General features: G+C 70.3%; 10 protein-coding genes and 2 pseudogenes. 7 read left to right on the top strand and 5 right to left on the bottom strand.

Annotation, left to right across the window (positions count from 1 at the left end):
• The first annotated feature begins 21 nt into the window (after window positions 1-21).
• Complete coding sequence (locus TU30_RS31165) at window positions 22-735, top strand: Crp/Fnr family transcriptional regulator (RefSeq protein ID WP_234308043.1); 714 nt, start codon at window positions 22-24, stop codon at window positions 733-735.
• Between the two features lie 395 nt (window positions 736-1,130).
• Here the strand turns inward: TU30_RS31165 and TU30_RS31160 are convergent, their stop codons facing one another.
• Window positions 1,131-2,441, bottom strand: a complete 1,311-nt coding sequence (locus TU30_RS31160) for a SulP family inorganic anion transporter (protein ID WP_042176599.1) — start codon at window positions 2,439-2,441, stop codon at window positions 1,131-1,133.
• Window positions 2,442-2,474: 33 nt separating this feature from the next.
• Between TU30_RS31160 and TU30_RS31155 the strand changes: the two genes are divergently transcribed.
• Window positions 2,475-3,092, top strand: coding sequence for a sulfite exporter TauE/SafE family protein (locus tag TU30_RS31155; RefSeq protein ID WP_234308042.1), 618 nt, complete (start codon window positions 2,475-2,477; stop codon window positions 3,090-3,092).
• Window positions 3,093-3,470: 378 nt separating this feature from the next.
• Here the strand turns inward: TU30_RS31155 and TU30_RS31150 are convergent, their stop codons facing one another.
• Both TU30_RS31150 and TU30_RS31145 read right to left on the bottom strand, forming a co-directional pair.
• Entirely contained in the window at window positions 3,471-3,746 is a 276-nt protein-coding gene (locus tag TU30_RS31150) for a hypothetical protein (RefSeq protein WP_042176597.1), read from the bottom strand.
• Window positions 3,747-3,813: 67 nt separating this feature from the next.
• On the bottom strand, window positions 3,814-4,197 hold the full coding sequence (locus TU30_RS31145; RefSeq protein WP_042176594.1) for a helix-turn-helix transcriptional regulator: 384 nt from the start codon (window positions 4,195-4,197) through the stop codon (window positions 3,814-3,816).
• A 120-nt stretch (window positions 4,198-4,317) separates the two neighbouring features.
• On the opposite strand from TU30_RS31145, the gene merA reads away from it, so the two are divergent.
• The 3 genes and pseudogenes from merA (at window position 4,318) to TU30_RS38105 (ending at window position 6,083) form a co-directional block, all read left to right on the top strand.
• Window positions 4,318-5,757: a mercury(II) reductase gene (merA, locus tag TU30_RS31140; protein ID WP_042176591.1), complete on the top strand. Its 1,440-nt coding sequence runs from the start codon at window positions 4,318-4,320 to the stop codon at window positions 5,755-5,757.
• A 22-nt stretch (window positions 5,758-5,779) separates the two neighbouring features.
• Window positions 5,780-5,908, top strand: a pseudogene (locus TU30_RS38475) (MerR family DNA-binding transcriptional regulator); the annotation flags it as partial.
• 49 nt (window positions 5,909-5,957) lie between these two features.
• Window positions 5,958-6,083, top strand: coding sequence for a hypothetical protein (locus tag TU30_RS38105; protein WP_256082742.1), 126 nt, complete (start codon window positions 5,958-5,960; stop codon window positions 6,081-6,083).
• A gap of 81 nt (window positions 6,084-6,164) precedes the next feature.
• Here the strand turns inward: TU30_RS38105 and TU30_RS31135 are convergent, their stop codons facing one another.
• Window positions 6,165-6,713: a carboxymuconolactone decarboxylase family protein gene (locus TU30_RS31135; protein ID WP_042176589.1), complete on the bottom strand. Its 549-nt coding sequence runs from the start codon at window positions 6,711-6,713 to the stop codon at window positions 6,165-6,167.
• Window positions 6,714-6,873: 160 nt separating this feature from the next.
• On the opposite strand from TU30_RS31135, the gene TU30_RS31130 reads away from it, so the two are divergent.
• Complete coding sequence (locus TU30_RS31130) at window positions 6,874-7,191, top strand: DUF427 domain-containing protein (protein WP_042176585.1); 318 nt, start codon at window positions 6,874-6,876, stop codon at window positions 7,189-7,191.
• A 358-nt stretch (window positions 7,192-7,549) separates the two neighbouring features.
• Here the strand turns inward: TU30_RS31130 and TU30_RS31125 are convergent.
• Window positions 7,550-11,145, bottom strand: a pseudogene (locus TU30_RS31125) (nitrate reductase subunit alpha); the annotation flags it as partial.
• A 243-nt stretch (window positions 11,146-11,388) separates the two neighbouring features.
• On the opposite strand from TU30_RS31125, the gene TU30_RS31120 reads away from it, so the two are divergent.
• On the top strand, window positions 11,389-11,851 hold a 463-nt coding region (locus TU30_RS31120; protein WP_042176642.1), incomplete at its 3' end, for a leucine zipper domain-containing protein.

Below are 11,851 nucleotides of genomic sequence, written 5' to 3'. Positions count from 1 at the left end.
CGACGCGAGGACATAGGCCGCATGCGCGAGAGCCATCAGGAAGACGCCGACCGTACCTGGTGCCTGTCAGAAGTCGACATCTTCTGCGACCTGAGCGAGCCGGAAATGGCGGCCATCGCGCAAGCCGCACCGATGAAGACCTACACCGCCGGCGAGATCCTGTACTCCCCGCCCCAGCCGTGCGAGGTGCTGTTCATCCTCAAACGCGGACGCATCCGCGTCTTCCGCGTCTCTGCCGAGGGCCGCGCCCTGACCACGGCGATCATCAACCCCGGCACGATCTTCGGTGAGATGGTGCTGCTCGGGCAGCGCATGTACGGCAACTACGCCGAAGCCCTCGACGACGTGACCGTCTGCGTGATGAGCCGCGACGACGTCCACCGGCTGCTGCTCTCGGAGCCGAGGATCGCCGCCCGGATCACCGCGATCCTCGGCCGCCGCCTCGCCGACCTCGAACAGCGCCTGTCCGACACCGTCTTCAAATCCGTCGCCCAGCGCGTCGCCTGCACCCTGATCACCCTCATCCCCGCGAAACCGGCGACCCGGGCGCTGCGCCCCATGGCCTCACATCCGCAGGTCGCCCTCACCCATGAGCAGGTGGCCGCCCTGGCCGGCACGTCCCGTGAGACGGTCACCAAGGTGCTGCGTGACCTGGCCGACCGGGGTCTGCTGCGGCTGGGCCGGGGCCGCATCACCGTGCTGGATCCGGACCGGCTGCGCGACGAGGGCGGGTAGCACGGAGCTTCGGCGACATGGGCGCACCCGTTGGTCGCGGCATCGCCGTCTGTCGATGCCGGCAGGATCGGGGTCACCGCGGCCCTGCTGATCAGCGAACCAGCGAAGACCTTCCCGGAGACCCGGACCGGAGAGCGTCAAGGCAGGGGGGGCTGGGTCGCCTCCGTGCCGGCCGCCGCAACGCGATCTACCGGCGACTGCACACGGCGGAGAACCTCGACGTCGCCACGGAGGGCATTCCCCGACATCGTCCAGCAGGCGCAAGGGTCGGCCGCCGACGATCGAGACGGCCGGGCCGAGCTGATGGGCTGCGCAGAGGCGTTGCTACCGGCACGCAGAGAACGCCAAGGGACCCCGACGGGCCGGGGTCCTCTCGGTATGTCGCGGGGGACGGTTCAGTGGCTGGCGAGTTCGCCGGTGAGTTTGCCGTGGAGGTCGGCGCTGGGGTCGTTGAGGCCGATGATTTCCACGCTCTTGCCGCGCTGGGCGTACTTGGTCTCGATGGCGTCGAGGGCTGCCACCGAGGAGGCGTCCCAGATGTGGGCCGCGCTGAGGTCGATGACGACTTTGTCGGGGTCGGTGGCGTAGGCGAACTGCCCGACGAGGTCGTTGGAGGAGGCGAAGAACAGCTCGCCCGTCACGGAGTAGACGACGCTGGTGCCGTCGGGGTCGGTGACGGCGGTGACGTTCGCGAGGTGGGCGACGCGCTTGGCGAAGATGACCATCGCGGTGACGGAACCCACGACGACACCGATGGCGAGATTGTCGGTGGCGACCACCACGATCACGGTGATGACCATGACGGCGATCTCCCCGCCGGGCATCCGCTTGAGGGTCTTGGGCGCGATGGAGTGCCAGTCGAACGTCGCGAACGCCACCATCACCATCACCGCGACCAGGGCGGCCATCGGAATGTCGGAGACGACCGGCCCGAACACGATGCACAGCACCATCAGGAAGGTGCCGGCAAGGAACGTGGAGAGGCGGGTGCGGGCGCCGGAGACCTTCACGTTGATCATGGTCTGGCCGATCATGGCGCAGCCGCCCATGCCGCCGAAGAAGCCGGTGACGATGTTGGCAATGCCCTGGCCGATGGACTCGCGGGTCTCGGATGAGTGGCTGTCGGTGATGTCGTCGACGAGCTTGGCGGTCATCAGGGACTCCATGAGGCCGACCAGTGCCATCGCGAAGGCGTACGGGGCGATGGTGGTCAGGGTGTCGAGGGTGAACGGCACGTCCGGCAGGCCGGGCACGGGCAGGGAGGACGGCAGAGCACCCTTGTCGCCCACGGTCGGCACGGCGATCCCGGCGGCGACCGTGATCACGGTGAGGATGACGATGGAGACGAGCGGGGCCGGGATCACGGTGGTGACCTTCGGGAAGAACACCATCAGCGCCAGCCCGGCCGCGATCAGCGGATACACCGGCCACGGGACGTCGTGCATCTCGGGGACCTGGGCCATGAAGATCAGGATGGCGAGGGCGTTGACGAAACCGACCATCACCGAGCGGGGCACGAACCGCATCAGCTTCGCGACGCCGAGTACCCCGAGCGCGACCTGGATGATCCCGGCGAGGATGACGGCGGCGATCAGGTAGCCCAGGCCGTGCTCCCGGTTGAGCGGGGCGATCACGAGGGCGATGGCGCCGGTGGCAGCGGAGATCATCGCGCGTCGGCCGCCGACGATCGAGATGACCACGGCCATGGTGAACGAAGCGAAGGGCCTTTCCCCCTGGTCGTGGTCCTGGTCGCGCTGCCCGCCCGCATGGCGGCGGTGCCCGCCTCCGAAGTGGCCGCGCACTGGCCCGTCGCGGTCAACCTGCTGGCAGGAAGCCTGCTGGGCGCGTGGGCCGGAGCATCGTGGGCGGTCAGGATGCGCAGCTGCACCCTGTACAAGGTGCTGGCGGCGCTGATGGTCCTGATGGCCGCAGCCCTGCTTATCACCCACAGCGCCATCCTGGGAACGCTCGCGCTGCCGCTGTGGGCACAGGTGCCCTGCGCGGCCGTGGCCGGCTTCGGTATCGGGGTGGGCGCCGCGATCATGGGCGTGGCCGGGGGTGAGCTGCTGATCCCGACGATCGTGCTGCTGTTCGGCCTGGACATCAAGACGGCGGGAAGTCTGTCCCTGCTGGTGTCCCTGCCGACCATACTGGTGGCCTTCGCCCGCTGCAGCCGCGACGGCAGCTTCGCCGTCCTGGGTGCCAACCTCCGCTTCACCCTTTTCATGGCCGCGGGCTCGATCGCCGGCGCGGTCCTCGGCGGCCTGCTGCTCGGAGTGTTCTCCGACGCGGTCCTCATCCCCGCGCTGGCCCTGATCCTGCTCGTGTCCGCGGCCAAGCTCGCCCGCCACGACTGACGCAGCGGCCCCGCTGTGAAGCCCGTAGCGTCACGCGTCCGCACCCGCCTGGACCAGAACGCGGGGCAACACCGCCTCCGCGTGGCCGGGCAACCAAGCCCGCGCAGCCCGCCGTTGAACGCGCAAGCCGACCATGGCTCACTCGGTGGAGGTCAGGTACCCGGCCTGCTCCAGCCTTTCCACAGCCAGCACCCACGGTGCGGCACCCGTGGCGATCAGATAGCGCTGCGCCTCAATCAGCGACTCACCGCCTTCCTCGGACGCAACCCGCAGGACAAGGTCGTCGGCAACTGGGCGCCATGCGGGCGAGGAACTGGCCGAACCCGGCGGCCATCGCGCTGCCGACCATGACCACAGCGTGCGGCGGCCGGGGCGTGATCAGGAGCGGGGTCCTTCCTGGTCGGCCGGGATGTGAGAGCGGTCCCGCTCGGTGGCGCGCTTGGCGGATCCAGTGGGCGGGCAGCAGGCGTCGCGCCGTGCCCGGCGGCGGACGACGGCGGTCACGGCGGCTACCGGGACGAGTACCGCGGTGGCGAGCACCCAGGGGTCGCCGAGGACGCCGCCGACTCCGGCGAGGGCGCCGGCGGCGATGAGGGCGGGCCCGGCGCAGCAGGCGATCATCAGCAGGGCGGCGCCGATCCCGGCGGCGGTCATGCCGGTGCGGGAGGGCTCTGTGTCTCGGCGGGGGGGGCGGCGGGCATGGCGGGGTGCTCCTTGCGGTTCAGCCCTGGCTGTCGGGGATGCGTGGACAGCAGGTCAGGGCGGTGACGTTGTCCGCGGCCAGCGAGCGGGCCAGGACGATCAGGTCGGCGACGCGCGGGTCGCCGACGGAGTAGCGCAGTTTCTTGCCGTCGCGGCGGGCGGTGACGTAGCCGCAGTCGGTGAGGCAAGACAGGTGCACCGAGACGCGTGGCTGGGAGATGCCGGCGTAGGCGACGCAGTCGGCGGAGGTGCACTCGCCGCGAAGGATGTACTCCAGCAGCTTCAGCCGGGTGGGGTCGGCCAGTGCGCGGAAGAACTTCGCCACCGTGTCCAGATGGGTACACGGCACTTCCTCGGCGGTGTCGCGCACTGGAGGAACTGGGGCGGTGGCGCGGTCGGGCATCGGGGTCCTCCACAACTGGAACTATTCGCCTAACCGCATAGTATGGTGACAGTGACCTATTCGGCAAGGCGCATAGAAAGGGTCCCGTCCACACGGGACCCGACGCGAGGAGGTGCTGCGGTGAGGGCAGCGGACAGCGGTTACGACCTGGCGGTCATCGGTTCCGGCGGCGGGGCGTTCGCCGCCGCGATCGCCGCGCGGCGCAAGGGCCGCTCGGTGGTGATGGTCGAGCGCGCCACGACCGGCGGCACGTGCGTGAACACCGGCTGCGTGCCGTCGAAGGCGCTGCTGGCCGCTGCCGAGGACCGCCGCAGCGCGCTGGAGGGCCAGCGTTTCCCCGGGATCCGGACGGAGGCCGGGCCGGTGGACTTCGACGCGCTGATCGACGGCAAGGACAAGCTCGTTCAGGAGATGCGGGCGCAGAAGTACACGGACCTGGCTGCTGAGTACGGCTGGGACATCGCGCCCGGCATCGCTCGCTTCGCCGGCGATCGGGACAACCCCGTCCTGGACGTTGCGTTGGCCGACGGCGGCGGCAGCCGCCGGATCGAGGCCGCGCACTATCTGATCGCCACGGGCTCCACCCCACAGGCGCCACCTGTCGACGGGCTGGAGGAGACCGGCTACCTGACCTCCACCACCGCCATGGATCTCGACGTGCTCCCGGAGAGTCTGCTGGTGCTGGGCGCCGGGTACGTGGGCCTGGAGCAGGCCCAGCTGTTCGCCCGCCTGGGCAGCAAGGTCACCGTGGTGGCCCGCAGTCGGCTGACCTCCGGCGAGGAGCCCGAGATCTCCGCCGCCCTTCAGGACGTCTTCGCCGACGAGGGCATCACCGTCCGCACCGACACGCGTCTGACCGCAGTGCGCCGGGACGCCGACGGGATCGTGGCCGGCGCCCGCACCGGTGATGGCCGCGAGCTTCAGCTGCGCGCCACGCACCTGCTGGTGGCCACCGGCCGCCGTCCGGTCACCGACGGCCTCGGCCTGGACGCAGTCGGGGTCACCACGGGCGAGCGCGGCGAGATCCTGGTCGACGAGCATCTGCGCACCGCCAGCCCGCGGATCTGGGCGGCCGGGGACGTCACCGGGCACCCGCAGTTCGTCTACGTCGCCTCCGCCCACGGCGCCCTGATCGCCGACAACGCCTTCGACGGCGCCGGGCGCACGGTGGACTACCACCACCTGCCGCAGGTCACCTTCACCTCCCCGGCCATCGCCTCCGCCGGCCTGACCGACGCCGAAGCGGTCGCCCAGGGATACACCTGCGACTGCCGGGTCCTGCCGCTGGAGTACGTGCCGCGTGCACTGGTCAACCGCGACACCCGCGGCCTGATCAAGCTCGTCGCCGACGCCTCCACCGGCCGTCTGCTCGGCGCCCACGTCCTGGCCGACGGCGCCGGAGACGTCATCGCCACCGCCGTCTACGCGCTGGCCAATGACATGACGGTGCAGAAGATGGCCGACCTGTGGTGCCCGTACCTGACCATGGCCGAGGGCCTGAAGCTCGCGGCCCAGACCTACACGCGGGACGTCACCAAGCTGTCCTGCTGCGCCAGCTGAACCACCGGGAAGGATTTCGGTCATGAGTGGGAACCGGGCACGGCCAATGACGGTCGGCGAGCTGTCCCGCCACACGGGGGTGCCGGTCAAGACGCTGCGCGAGTACACCGACCTCGGGCTGATCTACACCGGGTCGGGTCCAGGGGCTCGGTCCTACTCTCCCTGTCTGCCTCTCCCGTCTCGGCCGGAAGTAGTCGCCGATGCTCTCGCTCTCCCAGGGAGGACAGGTGATGCCGCAGGGGCTGACCGACAGCTGCGCCGGACCGGTGCTGCTGGCCGGCGGCGCCCCGGCGCCCTCGGCGGCCTACTGCGCAGCACCCGGCTGATCGCGGCGGCCGTGGCCACCGCGATCTTCTTGCTCGTCCGCTGCCGCCGCGCGAGCCGCAGGGCCTGCCGCCCGCCCCCGCTCAGCCCTGAAGACCAGGAGCCGGCGGAACGTCCAGGTCGGTACGGGCGTAGTGGTTGAAGTAGTTCGTGAACAGGTTCGCCACCACATGCGCGAACGCCTCGGTCAGCTCCACATCACTCCAGCCCGCGTCCAGGCCGCTCTGCCACGTCGCATCGTCCACCTCCCCGACCTCGGCAGCGATCTCGCGTACGACGGCGACCAGTGCGGCCAGCTTGGGATCGAAGTCGACTTCTCCGCGGCGGATGGCCACGGTCTGTTCCTCGCTCAGTCCGGCCGCTTTGGCCGCCATCGTGTGGGCGGACTGGCAGTAGTTGCAGTGGTCGACCGCGCCGACTGCCAGCGCGATCGCCTCGCGCGTGCGGGCATCGTAGGTGCCGTGCTCCGCGATCGCGTCACTCATCGCTGCATACGCCGCCAGCACCACCGGTGAATGCCCCATCTCCGCATGGATGTTGAGCAGCTTCCCGAACCGCTTCTCCAGCACTCGCAGCGTTTCGCGGCTCTGCTCCGGAGCGCTGTCGACCGTGTGGACCGGAATCCTGGGCATCTACGTTTCCTCCATCAACTCACAGGCGCCCGAGCGGGCCGTACAGGAGGGAAACCCGGCGAGGGCACGGTTGCCTTCCACAAGCCGCGCTACGAACGGAAGCCCGGACCAACCCACCGGGTTCCCGTAACGCCCTCGAGCAGAAGGAGCGTGAACCGCCATGATGCGAGCGATCTTCAACGGCGTCGTCATCGCCGAAACCCCCCGCACCAAGCGCGTGGAGGGCAACGACTACTTCCCGCCCGAGTCCCTCAAACGCGAGTACTTCACCGAAAGCCCGACCAAGTCGCTGTGCCCGTGGAAGGGCATCGCCCGCTACTACTCCGTGACCGTCGACAGCGTCACCAGCCCGAACGCCGCCTGGTACTACCCGCACCCCAGCCCACTCGCCCGCCGTATCAAGAACCACGTCGCTTTCTGGAACGGCGTCACCATCGAAGGAACCCGAGAGAAGAAGCCGACAGCCCAGAGCCGCTGACCTCGTTCGCGTTCCTTGATCTTGCCGCGACACGGTCCCCGGGATGGTCAGCCTGCCCCGCCCTGGCCTGCCCCTCCATGAAACCTGACCCGGGACCGTTGGCGACAACACGAACAGTGTTGGGCACAGCGACAAGAGCGGGGGGGGGGCGCGGCCCCTCCAGGTAGACGCCGGACAGCCGTTCGGTGGACTTGTCGAGACCGGGACCGGAAGCAAGTGGGATGTGTGCTTCATCACAGCCTGGGGTGGCGATAGCAACACGATCCGCCACAGCAAGGAGACACCGACCACGTCGCCAGCCGCCTCGTAAAGCGACACGACCTGCGGGGGACACGGTCACTGCGGAAACAAACCTGTTGAGGTGGCTGGGCTTGATCAGCAGCCGGGTCAGGGAGTTGTGGATGCCGCCGCGCCGGCCGGTGGTCTCGGTGCGGGGCACGTCGATGAGCCGGTCCTGGGCGTGGTGCATGTAGACGGTGCCTTCCGGCATGCGGTGCGAGACGACCGCGCGGGCGGCGACGACGCCGTTGCGGTTGACGGCCTCGACCCAGTCGTTGTCGTGGACGCCGATCTTCGCCGCGTCCTCCTTGCTCATCCAGATCGTCGGACCGCCCCGGGAGAGGGACAGCATGAACAGGTTGTCCTGGTACTCGGAGTGGATGGACCACTTGTTGTGCGGGGTCAGATAGCGGACGGCGACGCCGAGTTCGCCGACGTCTCCGATGCGCGGCTCGCCGAACAGGGCGTCCATGTTCAGCGGCGGCCGGTAGACGGGGAGTTCCTCGCCGAGGGCGGCCATCCAGTCGTGGTCGAGGTAGAAGTGCTGGCGGCCGGTGAGGGTGTGCCAGGGCTTGAGGCGCTCGACGTTGACGGTGAACGGCGAGTAGCGGCGTCCGCCGGTCTCCGAGCCGGACCACTCCGGCGAGGTGATGACGGGAACCGGGGCGGCCTGGGTGTCGGCGAAGGTGATCCGCTTGCCCTCGTGTTCGGCCGCGAGGTCCGCGAGCCGGGTGCCGGTGCGGGCCTCCAGGGTGTGGAAGCCCTGGGTGGCGAGGTGGCCGTTGGTGGTGCCGGACAGGGCGAGGATCGCCTCGCAGGCATGGGTGTCGCGGGCGATCGACGGACGGCCGTCGGCCGTGCCGCCGCTCACGGTGCCGTTCTTCTGCCGCAGGTACTCGAGTTCGCGGTCGACCTTGAAGGTGACGCCCTTGGTGGTGGCGCCGAGCGTGTCGAGCAGCGGGCCGAGTGCGGCCATCTTGTCCGCGACGGCGGCGTAGTCGCGCTCCACGGTCACGAGCTTCGGCATGGTGCGACCGGGCACCGGTTCGCACTCCCCCGCCTTCCAGTCGAGGACCCGGCCGTGCGGGTTGGCCATCTCGTCCGGGGTGTCGTGCTGCAGCGGCGCCGCGACCACGTCGGTGCGGACGCCGAGATGGCCGGCCGCCTGGCGGCTGAACTCCTTGGCGAGGGTGTGGAAGGCGTCCCGGTCGGTGCGGGTCTGCCAGGGCGGGGGGATGGCCGGGTTGAAGGCGTGCACGAAGGGGTGCATGTCGGTGCTGGACAGGTCGTGCTTCTCGTACCAGGTGGCGGCCGGCAGGACGACGTCGGAGAAGACCGTGGTGCTGGTCATCCGGAAGTCCAGGGTCAGCAGCAGGTCGAGTTTGCCCTCGGGGGCCTCCTCCCGCCACACCACGTCCCGGGGACGGGCCTCGGGCTGTGCCTCGGTGGCACGTACGGAGGCGTCGGTGCCGAGCAGGTGCTTGAGGAAGTACTCATTGCCCTTGGCGGAGGAGCCCAGCAGGTTGGCCCGCCAGACGGTCAGCACCCGGGGGAAGTTCTCCGGCGCGTCCGGGTCCTCGCCGGCGAACCGCAGTCGTCCCGCCTTGAGTTCGTCCACCACGTGGTCGGCGACCGGGCGGCCCGCGGCCTTCGCGTCGTCCGCCAGGTCGAGCGGGTTGCGGTCGAAGGTCGGGTAGGACGGCATCCAGCCCATCCGCGCCGACTGTGCGACGACGTCCGCCGTGGTCTTCCCGGCGAACGGGCCGCCGCGGCCCGGACCGGCCGCCGCGAGGGTGTCCGCGGAGAACGGGTCGTAGCGGAACTGGTCGGCGTGCAGGTACCAGTAGGCGGTCTGGATCATCAGCCGGGCGGGCCGGTTCCAGTCGGCGGCGGTGGCGATCGCCGAGTAGCCGGTGATCGGGCGGACCTTCTCCTGGCCGACGTAGTGCGCGCCCAGCCGCCGCCGTTGACGCCCTGGCAGCCGGTGAGGGTGGTCAGCGTCAGGAAGGACCGGTAGATGGTGTCGGAGTGGAGCCAGTGGTTGGTCCCCGCCCCCATGATGATCATCGAACGGCCTCGGGACTCCTCGGCGTTGGCCGCGAACTCCCGGGCGATCCGGGCCGCCCTCGCGGCGTCGATACCGGTGATCGTCTCCTGCCAGGCCGGGGTGTAGGGCTCCTCCGCGGCCTCGTACGAGGCCGGCCACCGGCCGGGCAGTCCGTCACGGGCCACTCCGTACTGGGCCAGCAGCAGGTCGTACACCGTGGTCACCAGGCGGCCTGCGATCCGGCGCACCGGTACCCCGCGCCGGAGCCGGCCCGCCGCGCCGTCCGGGGCGTCGAAGCGCGGCAGCAGGACGGTGACCGGCGCCTCGGCGCCGCTCCCGTCGGGGGCCGAGGCGGACAGCAGGGGGTCGGTGTCGCCCAGGTCGAGGTTCCACTTGCCGGCCCCGGACTCGCCGTAGCGGTCGCCCAGCGTGCCGTTCGGAACCACCGGTTCCCCGGTGACCGCGTCGAGGAGCACAGTACGGAACCCGGCGTGCTCGGCCTGTGCGGCCCGCCCACCGAGGTCTGCGGCGGTCAGGAACTTTCCCGGTACGTAGGCGACGGACCCGGCCGCGCCGGATCCCTCCCCCGTGCCGTCGTCCTCGGCCTCGTCGGGCGTGACCAGGAACGGCAGGTCGGTGTACCGCTTCACGTACTGGGAGAAGTACTCCGTCTCGCGGTCGACGAAGAACTCCTTGAGGACGACGTGACCCATGGCCATCGCCAGGGCGCCGCCGGTGCCCGGCTGGGCCGGCAGCCACTCGTCGGCGAACTTCACGTTGTCCGCGTAGTCCGGGGACACCGCGACGACCTTCTGGCCCCGGTAGCGGGCCTCGGCCATCCAGTGCGCGTCCGGGGTACGGGTGACGGGGATGTTGGAGCCCCACATGATCAGGTATCCGGCGTCCCACCAGTCCCCCGACTCCGGTACGTCGGTCTGGTCGCCGAAGACCTGCGGGGAGGCCACCGGCAGGTCGGCGTACCAGTCGTAGAACGACAGCATCGCGCCGCCGAGCAGCGAGTAGAAGCGCGCTCCGGCGGCGTGCGAGACCATCGACATGGCGGGGATCGGGGAGAACCCGGCCAGCCGGTCCGGGCCGTGCTCCTTGATGGTGTGCACGTGCGCGGCGGCCACCATCTCCGTCGCCTCGGCCCAACTGGCCCGCACCAGGCCGCCCTTGCCGCGCGCCCGCTGGTAACGGCGGGAGCGCTCGGGGTCGGTGACGATGTCGGCCCAGGCCGCCACCGGGTCGCCGAGGCGGGCCCTGGCCTCCCGGTACATCTCCAGCAGGACGCCCCGCACGTACGGGTAGCGCACCCTGGTCGGCGAGTAGGTGTACCAGGAGAAGGCCGCTCCCCTGGGGCAGCCGCGCGGCTCGTACTCGGGGCTGTCGGGGCCCACCGACGGGTAGTCGGTCTGCTGGGCCTCCCAGGTGATGATGCCGTCCTTGACGTACACCTTCCACGAGCACGAGCCGGTGCAGTTCACGCCGTGGGTGGAGCGCACGACCTTGTCGTGCGACCAGCGGTCCCGGTAGAACTCGTCCGCCTGGCGGCCGCCGCTTCTGTGCAGGGTGCGCAGGTCCCCGGAGACCTCTGCCCGGCTGAAGAACCAGCGCCTCCGCCAGATCGCCGTCCATGCCCGTTCGTCCCGGGCCGCTCCGCGTGCTCTCCGTGCTCACCGCGCCACTCCGCTCCGGGCACAAGCGGCCCGTTCGAATCGTGATCGGTTCCGGCCGCCACGGCTCTAGGTGTTCTGTCCCGGGAGGTTGTGGACGGTGACAGGGCTCACGGCTGATTGATCTTGAAATGGGTGAGGGCCTTCTGGCCTGGTGTGGATTGCGACATCTGCACCAGCAACAGAAAGGCCCTCGTGCCCCACCGTAATGCACCCCTGACCGAGACCGGACGGCTGCGCCTGGCCCGCTGCGTGGTCGAGGACGGCTGGCCCCTTCGACGCGCCGCGGAACGCTTCCAGGTCTCGCCGACCACCGCCCAGCGCTGGGCCGAGCGCTACCGGGCCGTCGGCGAGGCGGGCATGTCCGACCGCTCCTCCCGTCCGCGCACCAGCCCGCGCCGCACCCCGACCCGCACCGAACGCCGGATCATCAAGGTCCGCGTCCTGCGCCGCTGGGGCCCCGCCCGCATCGCCCACCTGCTGCACCTGGTGCCCTCGACCGTGCACCGGGTACTGACCCGCTTCGGCCTGGCCCGCCTCACCCACCTGGACCGCGCCACCGGCCGCGTCGTCCGCCGCTACGAACGCGAGCGGCCCGGCGAGCTGGTGCACGTCGACATCAAGAAGCTGGGCAACATCCCCGACGGCGGCGGACACA

Source organism: Streptomyces sp. NBRC 110035 (genome assembly GCF_000829695.1).
Classification (GTDB): Bacteria; Actinomycetota; Actinomycetes; order Streptomycetales; family Streptomycetaceae; genus Streptomyces.
The sequence above is the reverse complement of the archived record's forward strand: the minus strand, read 5'-3'. Positions and strand labels throughout refer to the sequence as shown.

Coding starts and splice junctions, on each gene's coding strand:
- TU30_RS31145 (WP_042176594.1), bottom strand. CDS start 4,197: ATGCCCGACCGCGCCACCGCCCCAGTTCCTCCAGTGCGCGACACCGCC.
- TU30_RS31130 (WP_042176585.1), top strand. CDS start 6,874: ATGATGCGAGCGATCTTCAACGGCGTCGTCATCGCCGAAACCCCCCGC.
- TU30_RS31160 (WP_042176599.1), bottom strand. CDS start 2,441: ATGGCCGTGGTCATCTCGATCGTCGGCGGCCGACGCGCGATGATCTCC.
- TU30_RS31150 (WP_042176597.1), bottom strand. CDS start 3,746: ATGACCGCCGCCGGGATCGGCGCCGCCCTGCTGATGATCGCCTGCTGC.
- TU30_RS31135 (WP_042176589.1), bottom strand. CDS start 6,713: ATGCCCAGGATTCCGGTCCACACGGTCGACAGCGCTCCGGAGCAGAGC.
- TU30_RS38105 (WP_256082742.1), top strand. CDS start 5,958: ATGCTCTCGCTCTCCCAGGGAGGACAGGTGATGCCGCAGGGGCTGACC.
- TU30_RS31165 (WP_234308043.1), top strand. CDS start 22: ATGCGCGAGAGCCATCAGGAAGACGCCGACCGTACCTGGTGCCTGTCA.